Consider the following 18,888-nt stretch of genomic DNA (forward strand, 5'->3'; position numbering starts at 1 on the left):
TTTACTCCTTGTTTTTGGCATCCGGCAGTTGCCAGAAATCGAAAAAATTAAACCAGTCGAGCGGCGACTGTAGCGCGTAGTGCTCAAGGCGTTCGGCGTAGCGGTCGATGGCCTGCTGTAATGCCTGCTGGCGTTCGGCGCGCGGCAACAGCAGCGGGTCGGCGAACGGTTCACAGTGGATATGCCGTTTCCCGTTCTGGCGCAGAGCGAAAATAAGCTGAACCGGGCAGCGCAGGATGGAGGCCAGAATAAATGGCCCCTGCGGAAACGGCGCGGGCTGACCCATAAAACGGCTCCAGCAGACGCGCCACTCGCCGCCACGCTGTGGGTTAACCGCAATACGGTCGCCAACAATGGCGATCCACTCGCCGCGTTCCAGCTTCTCTTTCAGCAGGATGGCGGTGTCCGGGCCGATGTCGGTGACGGGCATCAGGTTCAGCCCGGCCTGCGGCGCCATCTCGTCCATAATCTGTTTAAAACGTTGGGCATTGTCGCTGAACACCAGAGCGTTGATGGTTTTGCTGCCCTGCAATTGCGCCAGCGCGCGGCAGGCTTCGACATCGCCCAGATGCGAGGCCAGCAGCAGTTTGCCCGTCGGCGCCGTGATGTTGAGCGTCTCTTCTGCGCCCGGCGCAAAGACCACATCGCGGCCAAACTGTAGCTCCCCGCGCCAGCTGGCGATTTTATCCAGCATCGCCTCGCCAAAACGCAGAAAGTGGTGGAAGCTGGTCAGCCGGGACGGAACGGGGCGCTGGCGTGACGTCAGCTGCGTTCGTACGCGGGCCAGCCAGTGTTGCGACGCGTTGCGGGCGTGCGCTGCCGTCAGCCAGTAGACGCCGACCACCGGATAAAGCAGCAGCGAGAACGCCTTACGCCCAAGCAGACGCCAGACCAGCAGCATCAGACGCATTCCCCACAGCCCTTTAACTTCCTGCTGGCGCGCCCAGTGCGGCGACGAGCGGCGAAACAGCAAAGACGGGATGCGCGGCAGCATGCCGAAGAACAAGCGGGTGTGCATCAGTGAAATTCGGCAGTTGTCTTTTAGCGCGTCAAAATGGGACAGTCCATCCAGCGGATAGGTAACGCGGGTCGGGACAAAATAGCTGGTGTTGCCCTGCCAGTAGAGGCGCACCATGACTTCGGTGTCGAAGTCCATCCGTTTGCCGAGCGTGACGCGCTGCGCCAGTTGCAGCACAGGGGCGACTGGGTACACGCGAAACCCGCACATGCTGTCTTTCAGCTGGAACGAAAGCGTTTCAATCCATACCCAGACGTGGGTTATCCAGCGACCGTACAGGCGCGAACGGGGAATGGAATCGTCATAGATCGGCTGCCCGGAGATCAGCGCAGCTGGGTTTTCCTGCGCCAGGTCGAGCAGCTTCGGAATATCTTCAATGGCATGCTGGCCGTCGGCGTCCACCTGCACCGCGTGGGTAAATCCCGCGTCTGAGGCTGCCTGTAGCCCACGAATCACCGCAGCGCCTTTGCCCGCGTTTTCCGGCAGGCGGATCAGCGTCAGGTTCGGTTCCTGAGCCGCCAGCTGTGCTAATTCCCGACGTGTTGTTTCGTCACTGCCGTCATCCACCACAATGCAGGGCAGATTAAACGGCTGTAGCCGCGCCAGCACCCGCGCCATCATCGCGCCGTGGTTGTAGCAGGGGATGAGCACGCAGGGAGTGAAGGTCAACGGCATAACCGGATCTTCCCGCTGCTGGCGGTATGCCGCGCGTCGCCATCGTGGCGCTGATAGCTAAACGTCAGGAGCTGGCGGGTTTCCTGCCAGCTCAGGGTCAGCGTCACCGTGGTTTCAGGCAGCAGCGGCGCCTGGAATTTGACGTTCTGGATGCTGTGAAAACGCCAGCCGGGCGTGAGCAGCGTGGTGGCGTAATGCATCACCCAGTCCAGCTGCGCGACGCCAGGCAACAGCGGCTGCACGGTAAAGTGGCCGCTGAACCAGAACAGGGAAGGGTCGAGATGCAGGACGATCTCAAGCTGTTGGGGTTGTGCCTGATGGCGCTTAATTTCATGGGGTATCATGAAATAACTCCTGTAATTGCGCATAGACACGCTTGTTCATACTGTTGACCGGGATCTCGTCGATCACGCGCCAGTAGCGAGGTACGGCAACCGGCTCCAGCCACGGCAGCAGCGAGCGACGCCAGGTCAGCTCCTGGGCTTTGCCGCCGCAGCGCTGCCATTGTTGGCGGGTTTCGTCATCCAGCACCAGCAGAACGCCAATGCCCTGACGACCGCCGCGTGAAACAGGCAGCGCGACCGCCTCGCGGATGCCCTTCAGCTCCAGCAGCCGCTGTTCAACTTCGCTGAGCGAGATCCGTTTCTCTTCAATTTTGACGACGCGCCCCCGGCGTCCCATCAGGCGGAACTGGCCGTTCTCATCAAACTGGAGGATATCGTCGAGTAACAGGCCGTCCTGCTGCACGATCAGCGGCGAAAAGGCGCGAAATGCTTCGCCCTCCGGCTGAAAATGTACGCCGGGGAAGGGGAGCCAGGCGATCTCCTCCTGCTGGCGGTAGCGCCAGGCGAGAATGCCGGTTTCGGTGCTGCCGTAGATTTCATCCGGCCAGATATTGAGCCAGGCGGCGGTTTGCGTGACATCGCCCCAGGGCAGCATACCGCCTGCGGAAAGGATCATGCTGACCGGCGGCGGCGTGAGCCGATGGTCGAGGCGTTTCAGGAACGCCGGACTGCTGATAAACGCATAGCGGTGGTCGTGGCTTAGCGCGGCAAGCTGCTCTGCGTAGTAGAGCATTGCGGCATGAAGCGGCAGGCCGAGCGCCATCGGCAGGAAAATACGGAAAGTCAGACCGTACAGATGCTGAGGAACGACTGACGCCACGACGCGACAGCCTGCCAGGCGGTCGGCAAAACGCATCGCCAGCAGTTCGGCCTCGCAATCCAGCCGCGCGATGGGTTTGATGATGCGCTTGGGTTGACCGGTGGAGCCAGAGGTAAACAATTCAACGAAGGCATCGGCGGCAATATCGTCGAATGTGAAGGCTTCTGCGCTGAACTGTCGTGATGTATTGACTACCAGCAGCGGGCCGTGCCAGCCAGACGTCTTATCGCTGAGCACGCCGTTGAACAGCGCGCGCTGCTCATCCAGCAGAGAGACGCGGTTATGCCCCGGAATAACGGGCGTTTTTCCGCTATGCAGCGTTGCCAGCAGCGCAACAATAAACAGATAGCTGTTCTCAAAACACAGCGCCCAGCGCTCGCCCTCCTGCTGTTGCAGGTGTTTCACCAACTGCGCGACGTCATGGCGCAGGTGGCCCAGCGTCCAGGTGTCCTCACCCAGCCAGGCAACAGGCGTTTCATCCGGGCGTGGCGCGGTGAGCCAGCGGGAGAGCGGAAGGGTCTGCTTCATTGTGTTTCTCGTTTAATCACCTGGCGGCGCACCAGCCACTCGCCCGCCATCAACGCGCCCATCAGCAGATAGGCAATCATGCCGTTCCAGGCGGTCCATAGCGCCATGTCGCCGTGTAGCGCGGTAAAGAGCGCAATACCGCCGTTGCCGATGAAAAAGGCGCACCAGATTTGTGTTACGCGACGGGTGTAGCGCACTGCGGCTTCCGGCAGCGCAGGTTCACGCAGTCGCGCCAGACGTTCGACAATCGGCATGGATGTCCACAGCGAGCCGCCAAAAACGGCAAGCATGACGCCGTTAACAACGACCGGGTAAAACAGCAGCAGTTGATGTGTTTTAAGCAGATAGCTGGCGACGCAAAGCGCTATGCCCGCCACCGCCGCCACCTGAGTGACGACGCGCAGCGGCCCCGCCTGTCGCCGGGTCTGACGAAAGCGTAAAAAGAGCAGCAACGCCATCAGCGGCAGCAGCCAGTGGAGGCTGTTATGCGTCAGCCCAAACCAGATCAAAAATGGCCAGGCCAGCAGCATCAGGCCGGTCAGCAACTGAATACCCATACGCGCGTGAGCGCCTGACATGGCGTATTACGCTTCTTTCAGCAGGCGTTCTACGGCGTCGACGACATCCTGCACGGTACGCACCGCTTTGAACTCTTCCGGCTTGATTTTCTTACCGGTTTTCTTTTGCAGATGCACGATCATGTCGACGGCGTCGATGCTGTCCAGCTCCAGATCTTCATACAGGCGCGCCTCAGGTTTGATGTCCTGAGGGTCGATTTCAAACAGTTTGACCAGAAGCGCGGAGACTTCTTCATAAATGGCATGTTGTTCTGTCATAACGGACTCGCCTCAGGCACGTTGAGCGTGAATGAAAGATGCCAGCGTGGCGACGGAAAAGAAGTGCTGACGCATCTCTTCGCTCTCTGCGGAGAGCACCACGCCATACTGGTTTTTCACCGCCAGCCCCAGCTCAAGGGCATCGATCGAATCCAGTCCTAAACCATCACCAAAGAGCGCCGCCTCGGTATCGATATCGTCAGCGGACAGCTCGTCCAGATTCAGCGTATTTATTATGAGATTTTTAATTTCAAGGTAGAGCGCTTGCATCATTAATTCCTGAAAGAGGTGTAGCACCTGGTTGTAATTGAAGCAAAAGATGCCGGTTCAACTGCCTTGCCGCCAGCGCCGGTTCTTGTAAATTTGCATCGTTAAACGGGTCGATCGCGATCCGCTCGCGCACCTCTACGGTAAACAGAGGTTTCGCGGGAGGCACGTCATACCATTTGCTCTGCTTATCCAGCAGATGCTCGCTACAGTGGATAGTCACTACGCGTAAATCGCTGTCGCAGCGCACGGCGATATTGGCCGCGCCGCGTTGCAGCGTCATTTTTTCACCGGGTCGCGTTCGCGTCCCTTCGGGGAAAATCAATATTGTGTCGCCCTGATCCAGACGCTGCTGGCAGGCCGGTAACAGCGCGTCGGCCTGGCTGTTGATCAGGTAATCCGCCGCGCGAATAACGCCGCTGACGAACGGGTTTTTCAGCAGTGCGCTCTTCACCAGGCAGTCGGTTTCGGGCATGACGGAGGCCAGCAGCACGTAATCGATAAGCGTGGGATGGTTCGCCACCACCAGACACCCTTTCTCCTGTCGCAGCACGTCGCTCCCCTCGATGCGGTAGTCCAGAACGCCAAGCGTTTTCGCTACCGTTAAAAAGGCGCGAAAACTGGCCGCAATGCTGCGACGGGCCAGGCGGCGGCGTCTGACGGGGTTCCATACCAATAGTAACAATAAGTTGAACCACACGACAGAAAGCAACAGCCCGCCGATGCCGAACAGGGCAAAACAAAAACCGGTCATCACCAGTCTCCATGCCCAATCCAGGCGCGCCAGAAGCGTATTCACGCGCGGCTCCACTGCCACTCTACCCGCTCGCCCGGCAGCGTAAAGGCGTCGGCGTTTTGTAAGTAACGCTGTAAAAACAGCAGGCTTTGCGGAAGCGGCGTTTCATCCTGAGGCGCGCCGGGACGCGTGGCGCAGGACAGCGAATTCCCCGTTTCAATGACAAAGGCGACGGCGTAAGGCCAGGTCGGCATCTGCGGCGGTAATCGCGGATGGTAAAACTCGGGCAGGAAGCCGTCGAAATCGACCATCAATACCCGCTGATAACCCGCCTGAAGCAGGCACATCACTTCGCACAACCCTTGCTGGAAGGTGTCTCTCCCGGCGGAAAGCGAGGATGAGACAACCGGCTGTTTTGCGGCAATGGTCAGATTACCGACCGCGGAATTGTGTACTGACAGGGCGAAATCGGTGGGAGAGAGCGCCTGTTCCATCGCCAGCGCGTGCAGGATGCGGTAGTTACGCTCCAGTTCGCCGTGGCGGCTGGTATAGAGCACCGCGTCGATATCGTGGCGACGCAGCATGGCCAGCCCGCACTCCACCGCCAGTTTGCTGCCGGAACTGAGCCGCCGGGCGGTCATCATCGGGAGTTCGTGCAGTTTTGCCTGCGGCGCAGCGGGATCGATGGCGTACGGCTCCCGCGACCACTGCTGCCAGTGGGTCGCTTCGCTAAGTCCTGGGGCTCTGGCCTGCCAGTCTGTTATGTTTAGTGCAAATTTCATCAACGCGCGTCCGCGGTAATCCGGTGATACCAGTGACGTTTTTTTAACGTCACTTTGTTATTTTTTCTTTTGGCATATCAATAAAGTATGCCCAACGCCCAGGTTGTCATGGCGTTCATCCACCTGGAACCCTGCCATGTCCAGATAGTGATAAAACTTCTCTACGCTGTAGAAACGGCTGTTGCCATTTGCCATACAGGTAAAATAAAGCGAAGACGCATTCAGGCTAAAAGAGGCCGCTTCAAATTTCTGCGCATCCCAGAACAGCTCCATAATGCACAGCCTTGCGCCGGGTTTCATCACGCGGGCAACGTTACTGAGCATGGTGATAATCTGTTCCGGTGAAAAGCAGTCCAGAAATTGGCTCATCCACCAGATATCGGCCTCTCCAGGTAAAGGCGTATCACCCAGCATATCCACTGCATGGAAATCTATGCGATGAGATAATCCTGCATTTTCGATATTTTTACGGGCAAGTGCAATTTGTTGTGGCAAATCTAATAAAGTGACCGCGATATTTTCATCGTACTGGCAGCAGCGTAATGCCCATTTCCCGGTATTTCCGCCCACATCGTACAGGGTTGCCGGGCGACTGGCGAATACATAAGGCAGCGCGGCGTCAAATGCGCCGTCGGAATAGTAATGATCGAAGGCGAACCAGCTGTCACGCGCCGCCTGCGGTAATTGCGACAGCGCGGGATAAATCGTTGGCCAGTCGCCGAATATTTTCAGTCCTGACGGTTTGCCTTCCTTTAGCGCATTTTCCAGATAAAACAGCCCCTGATAGCAAACATCCTGGGTGAAATCCATATTTATACGGGTCATGGCGTCATGCAGAAGAAAATGCCCCACCTTCGCGAGATAATAATGCCCCTCTTTGTGAGTAATAATACGTCCGCTTAATCCCATATCCAGCAGTACGCTGGCGGCATATTCATTGATGCTGCTGTTTTCAGTGATATCGTCGAGCGTTGCGCCGCGTTTACCCTGCCGATCCAGATATGTCAGCACACCCGCGTTACGCAGACACAATGCGGCCTGGAAAAGCATGGGGGCGAAGGCGATACGTTGTGCTTCCGTGATGGCATCCAGTGCGCTGAGCGAGTCCTGTTCGTACATAATGGGGACAACCTGTTAAGAGGGGGTAAAAGCGAGTTATCGGGCCGTCTTCGACCCGACTTTAATAATCCGCGTCATCTTTCAGGCCGCCGCTTTTGACGCGTGAACGTTCAGCTCAATGCCACCTGAATGAAAGTGCGTACCGCCTGAATTACAGACCCGCGCCTGCGGACAAGTTAACCTGGATGTCTTTGTCCAGGTTATGTACCCAGCGGTTGTAGTTTTTGTGAATTTTGCCGCCGGAAGCCTGCAAATTGAGGCTGCTGTCGTATTTGATGTCGTAGCCGGTGGCGGAGTAGGTAATGCGCACTTCAGCGACGTGGTTGCGCGTCTGCTGACGTCCTTTGATAACGCCTGGCCCGACTTCAGACATGATCCATTGACGTTGAACGCCGGCCTTCAGAATGGCGTTTTTGACCTGCTCCTGAGTATGGCCCGCGCTCACGCTGGAGTGAACCTGATCGATAGGCGCAGTACGCGCGCAACCCGCCAGAGCACCCACAACCGCAATAGCGGCAAACCATTTAATGAATTGTTTCATGAAAACTCCCTATCAATTAACTAGTTGACTAATAATGTGCTTATTAATTTATTAATAACGAACGCCAGCCATAATGGCGTCGGTTTTTATTTTATGCATTTTTCATTTCACGCGAAAACCGACTGAATGCGGTATTGTTATATCTGTTTGAGTTAAGTCGCTTTATTCCGGTGAATGCTGTTTCTTATTTATTAAATAACGGGCGGCAGGACATATTTCATTTAAGGTAAACTGCCACATATATTTAAAACGCATGACAGTTTACCGGGCAGGTGCGTAGATAAAAACTACCCTGGTTGGTAGGTAAATTAATTATCCGGGCAACCGACTTTTCGGGCGACCCGGCCCCAGCAAAATCGCCAGCTTGCTGCCGCCTTTGGTGGTCTCCATCCAGATCTTACAGACGCTGGTAAGCGGAACGGAAAGCAGCATCCCTACCGGGCCTAATAACCATCCCCACACCAGTAAAGAGAGGAACACCACCAGCGTGGACATTCCCAGGCGGTGGCCCATCATGCGTGGTTCCAGGATATTGCCGATGATCATATGCACCACCAGAAAGAGCGCGCCGACCAGAACGCATTCGTAGAAACCGTTGAACAGCAGTGCCTGAATCATCGGCGGCACTGCTGAAATGACCGAACCAATATTAGGGACATAGTTGAGTAAAAACGCCAGCACGCCCCACATCAGCGCAAACTGGATGTCCATCAGCGCCAGCCCCAGCCAGACAATCACGCCGGTCCACAGGCTCAGCAGCGTTTTCAGCGCCAGATAGTGCGACACGCCTTTGAGCGCCCGGTGTAAACCCGCAATGTGAATTTGCGGGTTGTTCAGCGCGAAACGCAGTTTGTAGGGAACGTGGCGGACTTCGAACAGCATAAACACCACCGTCATCACCAGCAGGACTACGCTTGCCATCGCCCCGGAAAGGCCAGTCATCAGTGTGGTGGTGAAGGTCATCAGTTTATCGGAGTCGATGCGTTGCAGCAGGCGTTCCGGCGACATGTGCAGGTTGAGGAAGGGCAGCATCTCCTGCAAATGCAGAACCTTACGCGTCAGCTCCTTGTTGTATTTCGGCAGCATGGCGACGAATTCATTGATTGACGCAGCCAGTACGCCGATCAGCGCCGTCAGCACGATAAGCATCACGACCACCACGAGGGTAATCGCCACCGGGCGGTTAACGCCGCGACGAATAAACCAGGTTACCAGCGGGTTGAGGACAATGGCGAAAAAGAGCGCCAGTAAGAGCTGTACAATAATATCTGCTGCGGCATGAAGCCCTGCCAGTATGACGACCAACGACGCCAGTTTGAGCAGAATATGCATCCCCGTTTTGTCGGGTTGAGGGGTTGTCATGTCATCTTCCTTTTTGCATTTTTTCTAAGTGTAGCGCCTGGCCTGAGACCAATATTCTTAATCTTGCTACTGATTTTCGCGACTCAGCATGATAAAAATGAAACACTGTTGTAAAAACGTGGTGACCTCCCATGCCCGAACCCGTCGCTGAACCGGCGCTTAGCGGATTGCGCCTCAATCTACGTATTGTTTCTGTTGTGATTTTTAACTTCGCCAGTTATCTGACGATCGGTTTGCCGCTCGCAGTCCTGCCGGGCTATGTCCATGATGTGATGGGGTTTAGCGCCTTCTGGGCGGGGCTGGTCATAAGCTTACAATATTTTGCGACGCTCGTGAGCCGCCCTCATGCGGGGCGCTACGCTGACCTGCTGGGGCCGAAAAAGGTTGTCGTCTTTGGTTTGTGCGGCTGCTTTCTGAGCGGCCTGAGCTATCTCCTGGCGGGATTCGCCAGCGGCTGGCCGATTGCAAGCCTGCTGCTGTTATGCCTGGGGCGTGTCATTCTGGGCATTGGACAAAGCTTCGCCGGAACCGGATCAACGCTCTGGGGCGTAGGCGTGGTGGGGTCGCTGCATATTGGCCGGGTGATTTCGTGGAACGGTATTGTCACGTATGGCGCGATGGCGATGGGCGCCCCGCTTGGCGTGTTGTTTTACGCCTGGGGCGGGTTACAGGGGCTGGCGTTGACGATCATGGGCGTGGCGCTGCTGGCCGTGCTGTTTGCGCTCCCGCGCCCGGCGGTGAAAGCCAGTAAGGGCAAACCGCTGCCGTTTCGCGCCGTGCTTGGGCGCGTCTGGCTGTATGGAATGGCACTGGCGCTGGCATCCGCGGGATTCGGCGTTATCGCCACCTTCATCACGCTGTTTTATGACGCGAAAGGGTGGGATGGCGCCGCCTTCGCGCTCACGCTGTTTAGCTGTGCGTTTGTGGGCGCCCGTTTATTGTTCCCCAATGGCATCAATCGGTTAGGCGGCTTAAACGTGGCGATGATCTGCTTTAGCGTGGAGATTATCGGGTTGCTGCTGGTGGGCGTTGCGCTGATGCCGTGGATGGCGAAAATTGGCGTGTTACTGGCGGGGGCAGGGTTCTCGCTGGTCTTCCCGGCGCTGGGCGTGGTAGCGGTAAAGGCGGTGCCGCAGCAGAATCAAGGGGCGGCGCTGGCGACCTATACGGTGTTTATGGATTTATCGTTGGGCGTGACCGGGCCGCTGGCGGGGCTGCTGATGACCTGGGCGGGCGTGCCGGTTATCTATCTGGCGGCGGCGGGTCTGGTGGCGATCGCGCTGTTGCTGACCTGGCGGTTAAAAAAACGGCCTCCGGCGGTATCGCAGGAGGCCGTGTCATCGTCTTAACCGTTACTGGATAACCAGCGTGTTAATGATGTTTTCAGCGGCGGTTTGCGCCTTCTGTTGATCGTCTGCTGGCAGCGTGATTTGCAGGGTCAGCAGTTGGTTATCCACTTTGCCCAGCAGTACGGAAGAGTACGCGGTCTGGCCTTTCGCAGAGATAATGCTGTCCAGCTGTTGCAGCGTGTGGCCTTTCAGCTCGATGGCTTTATTGGTCACGACCTGCAACTGCGGGTCGCGGCTGCGCTGTTGGTCTTCCAGACGTTTCGCCAGCACGGCGAGGTCTTCATTGGTGTTATCGCCAACAATCACGATCACCGCTTTCTGGCCTGTCGCGTCAGAGTAGACGTGCATATTATTGGCCTGAGTGCCCAGCTTGCCGCTCTGGTCGGTCATATCCGCTGGCAGTGAGAACGTCAGCTTACCGTCCAGCAGGCTGACAGGTTGTCCGGTTGCGTTGCTTTCCGTAGAGGTTCCCTCTGCCGGAGCATTGGTATCGTTGTTATCACAGGCCGCAAGCCCCATAACCAGCAGGCCAATACCGACATATTTAACCAGATTGCGCATTGACTTCTTCCTTTCGATAAACGGCCATAACGGCTCATTCATCCATCTTATCACAACTCGGAAAATGAACCTTTAACTCGTCTGCAATGCCGAGATTTCAGATTTATCTGCCAGCCTTTTCAGCAACATATTCAGCAATACGCCATACATCGGCAGGAAGAAAATAATGCTGATGAGCACCTTGAAGCAGTAATCGACTAGGGCGATTTCCATCCAGTGCTCGGCCATAAAGGCATCGGGGCTGCGCCAGAAAGCGATGAAGAAGAAGGCGAGGGTATCGCTGACGTTGCCAAACAGCGTGGAGGCCGTAGGAGCCATCCACCAGCGGCGGTTCTGGCGCAGGCGGTTAAAGACGTGTACATCCAGAATCTGGCCCAGCGCATACGCCATAAAGCTGGCGGTGGCGATACGCGCGACAAACAGGTTGAAGTGCAGCAGCGCGCCAAATCCCTGCCAGGAACCCATATAAAACAGCGATGAGATGACATAGGAGATGAGCAGCGCCGGGATCATCACCGCAAAGATTATCCGTCGTGCCAGCGGCGCGCCAAAAATGCGCACGGTCAGGTCGGTCGCGAGAAAAATAAAGGGAAAGCTAAAGGCGCCCCACGTCGTGTGGAACCCGAAAACAGAAATCGGAAGCTGTACCAGATAGTTACTGGAGGTGATCACCAGTAAGTGGAATAGCGATAGCCAGAACAACGCTTTTACGCGCTGTATTTGAGTAAAGGAGTTCATATTGTACCTTTTTGATAGATATTTGGGGTGAGGGAACCCAATAAAACCGCCGCATCATACTGCTTTGAAAACGTATTGCAATGGTTGTTTTTCACGCAATCGTTAACTTGATTTGCTTACGGGCAAACAGGGCGTAAACTACAGCCGTTTTTTTAGTGAATGAGACGAAGATGACCGATCTGTTTTCCTCCCCCGACCATACGCTTGATGCCCAGGGGCTACGCTGCCCGGAACCGGTAATGATGGTGCGTAAAACCGTGCGTAACATGCAAACGGGCGAAACGCTGCTGATTATTGCCGACGATCCGGCGACAACCCGCGATATTCCTGGCTTTTGTACGTTTATGGAACATGAGCTGATGGCGAAAGAGACGGATTCGCTGCCGTATCGTTATTTGCTGCGTAAAAAGCATTGAGTCTCAGCCGGATAAAACCGGCGTGACCGCTGCGACATTTTTAAACCATCGTTTCAATTTTTCCTGCTTTTTTGTGAAGCACTTCACCTTCATCTTTCAGGGCATCGGCTACGGTTTAAGCGTAAAAACTAAAACAATGTTTTAACGCTACCCTCTCAACCTCTGGAGCTGACCCGATGAAAGTGACTCTCAAGCCGCTCGCGGCTTCCCTGTGCCTGGCTACCGCGTCAATACTGTTTTCCCATTCCGTTTTCGCGCAGGTTATTAAAGCGGCGGATGTCCATCCGCAGGGCTATCCGAATGTCGTCGCCGTGCAGAAAATGGGCGAAAAACTCAAACAACAAACCGACGGTAAGTTGGAAATTAAAGTGTTCCCGGGCGGCGTGCTGGGCGATGAGAAACAGATGATTGAACAGGCGCAAATCGGCGCGATTGATATGATTCGCGTATCGATGGCGCCGGTGGCGGCTATTCTGCCGGATATCGAAGTCTTTACGCTGCCCTATGTGTTCCGCGACGAAGACCACATGCACAAAATTATTGATGGCGATATCGGGAAAAGCATTGGCGATAAGCTGACGAACAACCCGAAATCACGTCTGGTGTTTCTTGGCTGGATGGACTCCGGGACGCGCAACCTGATTACCAAAAACCCGGTGGAAAAGCCGGAAGATCTCCACGGTATGAAGATTCGCGTGCAGGGAAGCCCGGTGGCGCTGGATACGCTGAAAGACATGGGGGCGAACTCGGTGGCGATGGGGGTGAGCGAGGTGTTTAGCGGTATGCAGACCGGCGTGATTGACGGTGCGGAAAACAACCCGCCGACTTTTGTCGCGCATAACTACATGCCGGTTGCGAAGAATTACACCCTCAGCGGGCACTTTATCACCCCGGAAATGCTGCTCTATTCCAAAGTGAAGTGGGACAAGCTGACTGCGGATGAGCAGCAGAAGATCCTGACGCTGGCGCGCGAAGCGCAGTTTGAGCAGCGTAAATTGTGGGATGCCTACAACCAGGAGGCATTAGCGAAGATGAAGGCTGGCGGCGTGCAGTTCCACGAAATTGATAAAGCGTATTTCGTGAAGGCCACCGAACCGGTCCGCGCGCAGTATGGCGAAAAACACCAGGCGTTGATGAAGGCGATTGCCGACGTGCAGTAAGCGCCTTCGCTTCGCCGGATGAGCAGGCCTGCGTGGGTTCGTGCCATGATCCCCGTAGGCCTGATAAGCCTGGCGCCATCAGGCGACAATCTACCCTTTACGCAACAGCCGCAGCGCGTTGGCGGTCACCAGCACCGTCGCCCCGGTATCCGCCAGCACGGCCAGCCACAGGCCGGTTATGCCGAGCAGCGTGGTGATGAGGAAGATCCCTTTCAGCCCCAGGGCAATCGCGATGTTCTGACGAATATTGGCGTGGGTGGCGCGCGCCAGCTGGATCATCTGTACCAGTCCGCGCAGGCGGTTATGCGTCAGGGCGGCGTCTGCCGTTTCCAGCGCGACATCCGTTCCGCTTCCCATCGCAATACCTATCGCGGCGGCTTTCATTGCGGGGGCGTCGTTAATGCCGTCACCCACCATCGCCAGCGGGGCGTGCTGATTGAGCGCCGTCACCGCCCGGACTTTATCTTCCGGCAGCAGGCCCGCTTTAAACGTCAGGCCCAGCTCTCCGGCAATGGCCGCAGCCGCGCGTGGGTTATCGCCGGTCAGGATCACGCCTTTCACCCCTAACTGATTAAGTTCGCCGATCGCGGTGCGGGCGTCATCGCGCAGCGTATCCTGTAGGGCGAGCACGCCGAGTACGTCGTCGTTGCGCAGCACCAGCACGACCGTCTGTCCGGCGCTTTCCAGTTCGCTGATTTGCCCGGCAAAGGCTTCCGCCGGGCGTTTGCCTGCGGCGCAAATCAGGATGCGCTCGCCATTAACCTGAGCTTCGATACCCGAACCGACCAGCGCGCGCTGCTCCAGCGCTGGCGGAATGGTCAGTTCACGCGTCTGCGCTTCACGCACAATGGCCTGCGCCAGTGGGTGCGTCGCGCCTTGTTCCACCGCCGCCGCCAGCGCCAGCAGCTCTGCTTCGCCGATCCCGCTTGCCGGATGGATGGCGGTGACGCGCGGTTTCCCTACGGTCAGGGTGCCGGTTTTATCGAACGCCACCTGAGTGACTCTGCCCAGCTGCTCCAGCGCTGCGCCGCCTTTAATCAGCGCCCCGCGACGTGCCGCCGCCGCCAGCCCGGAGGTGATGGCCGCCGGAGTGGAAATGACCAGCGCACACGGGCAGCCAATCAGTAACAGCGTGAGTCCCTTATAAATCCACTCTTGCCAGGACGCGGCAAACAGCAGCGGCGGCACCAGCGTGACCAGCAGCGCGACGGCCATAATCACCGGGGTGTAAATCCGGCTGAAGCGGTCAATAAAACGCTCAATGGGCGCACGGCGTTCTTCGGCTTCTTCAATCAGCTTCAGGATACGGTCAATCGCGCTGGCGCCCGGTTCTGACAGCACCTCCAGCGTGACGAGCCGATCCACGCTGGTGGCGCCGGCAGGGACTTTCTCACCCGTTGAGCGCTCGACCGGAATCGACTCGCCGGTGAGCGCGCTCTCATCAAAACTGGCGAAACCGGAGACCAGCCTGCCGTCGGCGGGTAAGCGCCCGCCTGCCGCCACTTCGATAATGTCGCCGGGTTGCAGGGTGTTGATCGCCACCTCTTCGCGCACGCCATCGCGCAGGCGCGTGGCGGTTTCCGGTTTGAGGGCCATCAGCGCGCTGACCCCTTTGCGGGCGCGGCTGGCAGCCCACCCTTCGAGGCGTTCGCCGATCAGAAATAACAGCAGCACCATCGCCGCTTCCGCCGTCGCGCCAATAAACAGCGCGCCAATTGCCGCCACGCTCATCAGCGTTTCGATGGCGAACCAGCTACCGGTTTTCATCAGGCGCAGCGCCTGACGGGCAATGGGATACAGGCCGACCAGCGTGGTGGCGATAAACGCCAGTTGGCCGAACGGATGGTTGAATTGCTCCAGCCCCCAGCTAATCGCCATCATAATGATGAGCGTGATCAGCGGCAGGTTTTCTTGCAGCCGGGATTCGCGCGCCTCTGCTGTGGCCTGTTCATCACGCAGGGTATAGCCCGCCTTTTGTACGGCGCGTTCAACGTGTTGGCGGATATCGGCATTCGCATCCACCACCAGTTTCTCGGTGGCGAACAGCACCTGTACCTGATTGACGCCCCCGACCTGGCGCACGGCGTTTTCGACTTTACGGGCGCAGGCGGCGCAGTCCATACCGGCGACTTTCCAGGTGTAACGCGTCCCTTCGATGGTGTCGGGGACGAGAGCCTCCGTTGCGCAGGCGCCCTCACAGCAGCAGTCATCTACCTTCCGGGGGGCTGGCGCCAGTTTGAAGGATGAAAATTGTGGGACTTTTTTGCCATCAGTATCGGGTGTCAACATGGCATCCTCCGGTTGATGATAATTTTCTCATTAACCGGAGGATACACTCTGGAGTCGACTCCAGAGTCAAGCGTTATTAAAGATAAAGTGAGCGGACAATCAGGAAGTGCCCGGCAAAGTAGCAGGCGGCGGAAATAGCGTTATCCGCGCGGAAGCGGCAGCGGTAATGGCTGCCCAGCCAGACGATGTTGCCGAGGAATAACAACGATGTGCCCATAAAAGCAGAAAGCGCCGGGGCGGTCGGGCGGAAGAACCACAGTTCACCGGCCAGCCAGACCATCATGAGCGTCATGGCGATAAAGGTGCATATCGGCCAGCGCAACTCTTCCAGACGCGTCCAGATCACCGCAATCAGCAACCCGCCCAACACCAGCAGCACTAACGGCAAGGGCCAGAAGAACGACAGCGTCATCTGGCTGGCGAAATAGAGGGTGTACAGCAGGTGTGACAGGAAGAATGCGCCAATGGCGTACAGCAGACGTTGGCGCGGCAACAGCGTCAACGCATCGCCCAGCAACGAGGCGCACAGGCCCGCCAGCACAAGGTAGCTGATCGCGTCGAACATCGGCGCTTGCCAGGCGAGTAACAGAAGGAGAATCAGGGTGAGAGGTTTAAAGACCCAGCGCTGCCACGCTGGCCCACGATACGATGCGTCCACAAATAGCCATGCGGAAAGACAGACAGCGATAAACGACCAAAGCATCTTAGTTCCTTGAATTCGTTATTTTTTCGCGAGCGGTATGCTCACGGCCCTGTTGTCCAGTGTAGAGGTCGGCGCAGGCAGATGACAACACCATAACGGGCAGGGTATGCTTATTTCCGCATTTTCTGATGGGTTAAAATGATGAGTAAACCACCACTTTTTTTCATTGTTATCATTGGCTTGATTGTTATCGCCGCGTCGTTTCGCTTTGTTTCGCAGCGGCGAGAAAAAGCCGATAACGATGCCGCGCCATTGCAGCAAAAGCAGGTAGTGGTGAGCAATAAGCGCGAAAAGCCGATCAACGATCGGCGCTCGCGTCAGCAGCAGGTGACGCCAGCGGGCACCAGTATGCGCTATGAGGTTAGCTTTAAACCGCAACACGGCGGGCTTGAGCAGACGTTTCGTCTGGATGCCCAACAGTACCATGCGTTAACGGTCGGGGATAAAGGCACGCTGAGCTACAAAGGTTCGCGGTTTGAGGGCTTTAAGCCTGGGCAATAACGCCGATCGGCACTGTGTTTATAGCGCCAGTGCCGACAATAAATTCAACTGAAATATATAATGCCTTTCAAATATGGCTGCTATTTATTTTTCTGTGGTAATACCTTTGGTGTTATATTTTTTGTGTGACTAAAATATCGGTCATATCACTATTCTGCTATCCGCTTTTCACTATCCTACTATTGCAACGCTATCGCAGATATATATGAATATAATTTAAAAAGCTAAGGGATTTATATGGCGAATACAATGTGGTTGGCCTTGAATGGGCAGGCGCAGGGGTTGATTTCTGCTGGATGTGCCTCGGTAAATTCGATAGGAAATAAATCACAATCCGCCCATCGTGATCAGATAATGGTAATGACAGTTAATCATGGCATGAGTCGGGCACAAAATGTGAACCATCAATGTTTGACGTTTATTAAGCCAGTAGATAAATCCTCGCCGTTATTAGGGAAAGCCATAACTGACAATGAAACATTGAACTGTGAATTTAGTTTCTATCGCACGAGTCCGGCGGGTTTAAATGAGTGTTATTACGCGATAAAACTTATCAATGCCAGAATATCCAGCATCCATTTACAGGTGCCTCATACTATCGATGACAGTGCGGGTCAGCCAGAAGAAGTCATTGAGCTGTCGTATGAGTCAATTACCTGGGAGCACATTATGACGGGAACCAGCGCATACAGCCTTTGGGATGAGCGAATTTATTAAGGGATAATGATGGAAAAGTATTATGACTGGATAGGAAATCACCGTGAAGATATTCTTAGAGGAAATAACTGGCAACGTAATCAGCGTGTCGAGAATGAAATCAGAACGCTAAAAAATAACCTGAACAACAATCCTCAACACATCATGCTGCTGACGCCTGAGGAGGCTCAGGGCGTAATTGACGATTTGCTGGGCAGTAAACCCGTCAGTTTTTCGACGAATTATGCCGGTAACATTAAAGATACGGTTTCTGCTACTAAAAACCTGTCAAAGCTTTTTTCTTATCAGCAAGCCGGGAAGATTGTCTTCACCTTAAAAGGCCTTGGGATTAAAGCAACGCAGTATGCTTATCAGGGAAAGCTGTATGTGAAGATTACAGGTTACCCTTCTTTGCGACGCATCCTTAATGGAACCCGTTACCGGATTAATCATCCTAAGGTACTTGAAGTGGGCATTGGCCGCGCCGGATTTCGAAATGGCATAATGTCAGGGGCCAGATTCTGCATCTGGTTTTCCGCATGCTGGCGGTTGATTGAGTTGGTCTTTAAATCCGACCATGACGTCGCCGCACTGCTGGGGAACGTGACGATGGATGTGGCGAAGGTGATTGTGAGTATTTTTGTCTCGCAATCAGCGGGTAATGCTCTTAGGTTAGCCGTACCGCTATTGTTCTCTAGCGGGGCCGTTCCGGTTTGGGGAGAAATCGTCGTTGTCGTTGCATTAGGTTTTTTCATTGCCTGGACTTTGAATGAGGTGGACAAAAAATATGAGCTCTCAGACAAACTTATAGCGTGTATTCGTCAGGGATTTAAAGAACGGCAAAGAATTGAAGAGTGGAACGCCCAGCGCCTGGGGTACAGAAGCTCCCTTTACGGCGGAATTTATTGATATGAATGTTAATATTAATCTGGAGAATCTTAAGAAAAGGTGCTGCCTGTTTCTTTGTATGTTCTTTTTTGGGGGGATGACCTGGGGTTTTTATATTGCCAGCGTACCGGATCTCACCGATCTGGTTGAATCAAGAAGCATCGTCTATTTTTTCTGGGGTTCATTTTGCATGTTATTCATGGTTCCGGTGATGGGTTGCCTTGCTTTAGGTATTGCCTACCTGGCCTTTGCGAAAAGCATGCAGCCGCTCAAATTCTTCGACAGGACATTTACCATTGTTTTCCACGTCGCGGGGGTAGGGTTTGTTGTTGGTAATATCCTCTCTTTTATTGTTCTTTTTTATCCCCTCGGCACTAATTATGTCTTATGTGAGCGCTCAGGCCCGACGTCTGGCACCTATTACACCAGGACCGAAGAGATTTGCGAGCAGGTGAAATATCTGCTCAAAACAAAATACAGCGATATTGAAAAACTGAACGACACACTGGACGGCAAACCAAAGCAGCAATAGCGTTTTTTGGCCCGGCTCGCCACGCGC

The 18,888-nt window shown here is 55.4% G+C and carries 22 protein-coding genes; 7 read left to right on the plus strand and 15 right to left on the minus strand.

Going from position 1 to position 18,888, the window contains the following annotated elements; translation table 11 throughout:
- Nucleotide 1: 1 nt before the first annotated feature.
- From OGV82_RS04780 to OGV82_RS04830, 11 genes are all read right to left on the minus strand, one after another.
- Nucleotides 2–1,693 (minus strand): glycosyltransferase family 2 protein, encoded by a 1,692-nt coding sequence (locus tag OGV82_RS04780; protein ID WP_047460503.1) that lies wholly within the window; start codon nt 1,691–1,693, stop codon nt 2–4.
- Nucleotides 1,684–2,037 carry an ApeI family dehydratase gene (locus OGV82_RS04785; RefSeq protein ID WP_047460506.1) on the minus strand — a complete coding sequence of 118 codons (354 nt, stop codon included), beginning with the start codon at nt 2,035–2,037 and terminating at the stop codon, nt 1,684–1,686. The genes OGV82_RS04780 and OGV82_RS04785 overlap by 10 nt, the downstream gene beginning before the upstream one ends.
- The gene (locus OGV82_RS04790; protein WP_047460508.1) at nt 2,024–3,385 is read right to left on the minus strand and encodes a class I adenylate-forming enzyme family protein; all 1,362 of its coding nucleotides are present in this window, start codon (nt 3,383–3,385) and stop codon (nt 2,024–2,026) included. The genes OGV82_RS04785 and OGV82_RS04790 overlap by 14 nt, the downstream gene beginning before the upstream one ends.
- Nucleotides 3,382–3,963: a COG4648 family protein gene (locus tag OGV82_RS04795; protein WP_024131036.1), complete on the minus strand. Its 582-nt coding sequence runs from the start codon at nt 3,961–3,963 to the stop codon at nt 3,382–3,384. The genes OGV82_RS04790 and OGV82_RS04795 overlap by 4 nt, the downstream gene beginning before the upstream one ends.
- A gap of 6 nt (nt 3,964–3,969) precedes the next feature.
- A complete protein-coding gene (locus OGV82_RS04800; RefSeq protein ID WP_012135597.1) occupies nt 3,970–4,221 on the minus strand; it encodes an acyl carrier protein in 252 nt (83 codons plus the stop codon).
- A gap of 12 nt (nt 4,222–4,233) precedes the next feature.
- The gene (locus OGV82_RS04805; RefSeq protein WP_024131035.1) at nt 4,234–4,491 is read right to left on the minus strand and encodes a phosphopantetheine-binding protein; all 258 of its coding nucleotides are present in this window, start codon (nt 4,489–4,491) and stop codon (nt 4,234–4,236) included.
- Nucleotides 4,472–5,242: a lysophospholipid acyltransferase family protein gene (locus OGV82_RS04810; protein WP_233591155.1), complete on the minus strand. Its 771-nt coding sequence runs from the start codon at nt 5,240–5,242 to the stop codon at nt 4,472–4,474. Before OGV82_RS04810 ends, OGV82_RS04805 begins: the two co-directional genes overlap by 20 nt.
- A 41-nt stretch (nt 5,243–5,283) precedes the next feature.
- The gene (locus OGV82_RS04815; RefSeq protein ID WP_047460514.1) at nt 5,284–6,006 is read right to left on the minus strand and encodes a beta-ketoacyl synthase chain length factor; all 723 of its coding nucleotides are present in this window, start codon (nt 6,004–6,006) and stop codon (nt 5,284–5,286) included.
- A 57-nt stretch (nt 6,007–6,063) separates the two neighbouring features.
- On the minus strand, nt 6,064–7,125 hold the full coding sequence (locus tag OGV82_RS04820; RefSeq protein WP_012135593.1) for a class I SAM-dependent methyltransferase: 1,062 nt from the start codon (nt 7,123–7,125) through the stop codon (nt 6,064–6,066).
- Between the two features lie 151 nt (nt 7,126–7,276).
- Complete coding sequence (locus tag OGV82_RS04825; protein WP_125337100.1) at nt 7,277–7,654, minus strand: hypothetical protein; 378 nt, start codon at nt 7,652–7,654, stop codon at nt 7,277–7,279.
- Nucleotides 7,655–7,978: 324 nt separating this feature from the next.
- Nucleotides 7,979–9,028, minus strand: coding sequence for an AI-2E family transporter (locus tag OGV82_RS04830; RefSeq protein WP_047460519.1), 1,050 nt, complete (start codon nt 9,026–9,028; stop codon nt 7,979–7,981).
- Nucleotides 9,029–9,159: 131 nt separating this feature from the next.
- On the opposite strand from OGV82_RS04830, the gene OGV82_RS04835 reads away from it, so the two are divergent.
- Nucleotides 9,160–10,377 carry an MFS transporter gene (locus tag OGV82_RS04835; RefSeq protein ID WP_012135588.1) on the plus strand — a complete coding sequence of 406 codons (1,218 nt, stop codon included), beginning with the start codon at nt 9,160–9,162 and terminating at the stop codon, nt 10,375–10,377.
- Between the two features lie 3 nt (nt 10,378–10,380).
- On the opposite strand, the gene OGV82_RS04840 is transcribed toward OGV82_RS04835, so the two are convergent.
- On the minus strand, nt 10,381–10,938 hold the full coding sequence (locus tag OGV82_RS04840; RefSeq protein ID WP_024131033.1) for a DcrB family lipoprotein: 558 nt from the start codon (nt 10,936–10,938) through the stop codon (nt 10,381–10,383).
- Between the two features lie 72 nt (nt 10,939–11,010).
- Nucleotides 11,011–11,676 (minus strand): 7-cyano-7-deazaguanine/7-aminomethyl-7-deazaguanine transporter, encoded by a 666-nt coding sequence (locus OGV82_RS04845; protein WP_012135586.1) that lies wholly within the window; start codon nt 11,674–11,676, stop codon nt 11,011–11,013.
- Nucleotides 11,677–11,846: 170 nt separating this feature from the next.
- On the opposite strand from OGV82_RS04845, the gene tusA reads away from it, so the two are divergent.
- On the plus strand, nt 11,847–12,092 hold the full coding sequence (gene tusA, locus OGV82_RS04850) for a sulfurtransferase TusA (RefSeq protein ID WP_012135585.1): 246 nt from the start codon (nt 11,847–11,849) through the stop codon (nt 12,090–12,092).
- 176 nt (nt 12,093–12,268) lie between these two features.
- Nucleotides 12,269–13,252, plus strand: a complete 984-nt coding sequence (locus tag OGV82_RS04855; RefSeq protein ID WP_012135584.1) for a TRAP transporter substrate-binding protein — start codon at nt 12,269–12,271, stop codon at nt 13,250–13,252.
- Between the two features lie 90 nt (nt 13,253–13,342).
- On the opposite strand, the gene zntA is transcribed toward OGV82_RS04855, so the two are convergent.
- Both zntA and OGV82_RS04865 read right to left on the minus strand, forming a co-directional pair.
- Nucleotides 13,343–15,541, minus strand: a complete 2,199-nt coding sequence (gene zntA, locus OGV82_RS04860) for a Zn(II)/Cd(II)/Pb(II) translocating P-type ATPase ZntA (protein ID WP_047460553.1) — start codon at nt 15,539–15,541, stop codon at nt 13,343–13,345.
- 76 nt (nt 15,542–15,617) lie between these two features.
- A complete protein-coding gene (locus tag OGV82_RS04865; protein WP_047460556.1) occupies nt 15,618–16,244 on the minus strand; it encodes a lysoplasmalogenase in 627 nt (208 codons plus the stop codon).
- Nucleotides 16,245–16,385: 141 nt separating this feature from the next.
- On the opposite strand from OGV82_RS04865, the gene OGV82_RS04870 reads away from it, so the two are divergent.
- The 4 genes from OGV82_RS04870 to OGV82_RS04885 all read left to right on the plus strand — a co-directional run bounded on the left by OGV82_RS04870 (nt 16,386) and on the right by OGV82_RS04885 (nt 18,861).
- Nucleotides 16,386–16,745, plus strand: coding sequence for a DUF2500 domain-containing protein (locus OGV82_RS04870; RefSeq protein ID WP_047460559.1), 360 nt, complete (start codon nt 16,386–16,388; stop codon nt 16,743–16,745).
- Between the two features lie 237 nt (nt 16,746–16,982).
- Nucleotides 16,983–17,462, plus strand: coding sequence for an Hcp family type VI secretion system effector (locus OGV82_RS04875; RefSeq protein WP_047460562.1), 480 nt, complete (start codon nt 16,983–16,985; stop codon nt 17,460–17,462).
- A 9-nt stretch (nt 17,463–17,471) separates the two neighbouring features.
- The gene (locus OGV82_RS04880) at nt 17,472–18,350 is read left to right on the plus strand and encodes a hypothetical protein (RefSeq protein ID WP_047460565.1); all 879 of its coding nucleotides are present in this window, start codon (nt 17,472–17,474) and stop codon (nt 18,348–18,350) included.
- A gap of 1 nt (nt 18,351) precedes the next feature.
- Complete coding sequence (locus OGV82_RS04885) at nt 18,352–18,861, plus strand: DUF1240 domain-containing protein (protein WP_047460567.1); 510 nt, start codon at nt 18,352–18,354, stop codon at nt 18,859–18,861.
- Nucleotides 18,862–18,888: the final 27 nt, after the last annotated feature.

This window comes from Citrobacter sp. CK191 (assembly GCF_030333435.1).
Taxonomy (GTDB): domain Bacteria; phylum Pseudomonadota; class Gammaproteobacteria; order Enterobacterales; family Enterobacteriaceae; genus Citrobacter_B; species Citrobacter_B koseri.

What these genes read in the sequence shown, in the direction of transcription:
- OGV82_RS04810 (WP_233591155.1), bottom strand. Translation starts at nt 5,242, where the DNA reads ATGACCGGTTTTTGTTTTGCCCTGTTCGGCATCGGCGGGCTGTTGCTT.
- OGV82_RS04780 (WP_047460503.1), bottom strand. Translation starts at nt 1,693, where the DNA reads ATGCCGTTGACCTTCACTCCCTGCGTGCTCATCCCCTGCTACAACCAC.
- OGV82_RS04875 (WP_047460562.1), top strand. Translation starts at nt 16,983, where the DNA reads ATGGCGAATACAATGTGGTTGGCCTTGAATGGGCAGGCGCAGGGGTTG.
- OGV82_RS04785 (WP_047460506.1), bottom strand. Translation starts at nt 2,037, where the DNA reads ATGATACCCCATGAAATTAAGCGCCATCAGGCACAACCCCAACAGCTT.
- OGV82_RS04790 (WP_047460508.1), bottom strand. Translation starts at nt 3,385, where the DNA reads ATGAAGCAGACCCTTCCGCTCTCCCGCTGGCTCACCGCGCCACGCCCG.
- OGV82_RS04795 (WP_024131036.1), bottom strand. Translation starts at nt 3,963, where the DNA reads ATGTCAGGCGCTCACGCGCGTATGGGTATTCAGTTGCTGACCGGCCTG.
- OGV82_RS04805 (WP_024131035.1), bottom strand. Translation starts at nt 4,491, where the DNA reads ATGCAAGCGCTCTACCTTGAAATTAAAAATCTCATAATAAATACGCTG.
- OGV82_RS04820 (WP_012135593.1), bottom strand. Translation starts at nt 7,125, where the DNA reads ATGTACGAACAGGACTCGCTCAGCGCACTGGATGCCATCACGGAAGCA.
- OGV82_RS04835 (WP_012135588.1), top strand. Translation starts at nt 9,160, where the DNA reads ATGCCCGAACCCGTCGCTGAACCGGCGCTTAGCGGATTGCGCCTCAAT.
- OGV82_RS04865 (WP_047460556.1), bottom strand. Translation starts at nt 16,244, where the DNA reads ATGCTTTGGTCGTTTATCGCTGTCTGTCTTTCCGCATGGCTATTTGTG.
- OGV82_RS04855 (WP_012135584.1), top strand. Translation starts at nt 12,269, where the DNA reads ATGAAAGTGACTCTCAAGCCGCTCGCGGCTTCCCTGTGCCTGGCTACC.
- OGV82_RS04885 (WP_047460567.1), top strand. Translation starts at nt 18,352, where the DNA reads ATGAATGTTAATATTAATCTGGAGAATCTTAAGAAAAGGTGCTGCCTG.
- tusA (WP_012135585.1), top strand. Translation starts at nt 11,847, where the DNA reads ATGACCGATCTGTTTTCCTCCCCCGACCATACGCTTGATGCCCAGGGG.
- OGV82_RS04880 (WP_047460565.1), top strand. Translation starts at nt 17,472, where the DNA reads ATGGAAAAGTATTATGACTGGATAGGAAATCACCGTGAAGATATTCTT.
- OGV82_RS04800 (WP_012135597.1), bottom strand. Translation starts at nt 4,221, where the DNA reads ATGACAGAACAACATGCCATTTATGAAGAAGTCTCCGCGCTTCTGGTC.
- OGV82_RS04830 (WP_047460519.1), bottom strand. Translation starts at nt 9,028, where the DNA reads ATGACAACCCCTCAACCCGACAAAACGGGGATGCATATTCTGCTCAAA.
- zntA (WP_047460553.1), bottom strand. Translation starts at nt 15,541, where the DNA reads ATGTTGACACCCGATACTGATGGCAAAAAAGTCCCACAATTTTCATCC.
- OGV82_RS04845 (WP_012135586.1), bottom strand. Translation starts at nt 11,676, where the DNA reads ATGAACTCCTTTACTCAAATACAGCGCGTAAAAGCGTTGTTCTGGCTA.
- OGV82_RS04815 (WP_047460514.1), bottom strand. Translation starts at nt 6,006, where the DNA reads ATGAAATTTGCACTAAACATAACAGACTGGCAGGCCAGAGCCCCAGGA.
- OGV82_RS04840 (WP_024131033.1), bottom strand. Translation starts at nt 10,938, where the DNA reads ATGCGCAATCTGGTTAAATATGTCGGTATTGGCCTGCTGGTTATGGGG.
- OGV82_RS04870 (WP_047460559.1), top strand. Translation starts at nt 16,386, where the DNA reads ATGAGTAAACCACCACTTTTTTTCATTGTTATCATTGGCTTGATTGTT.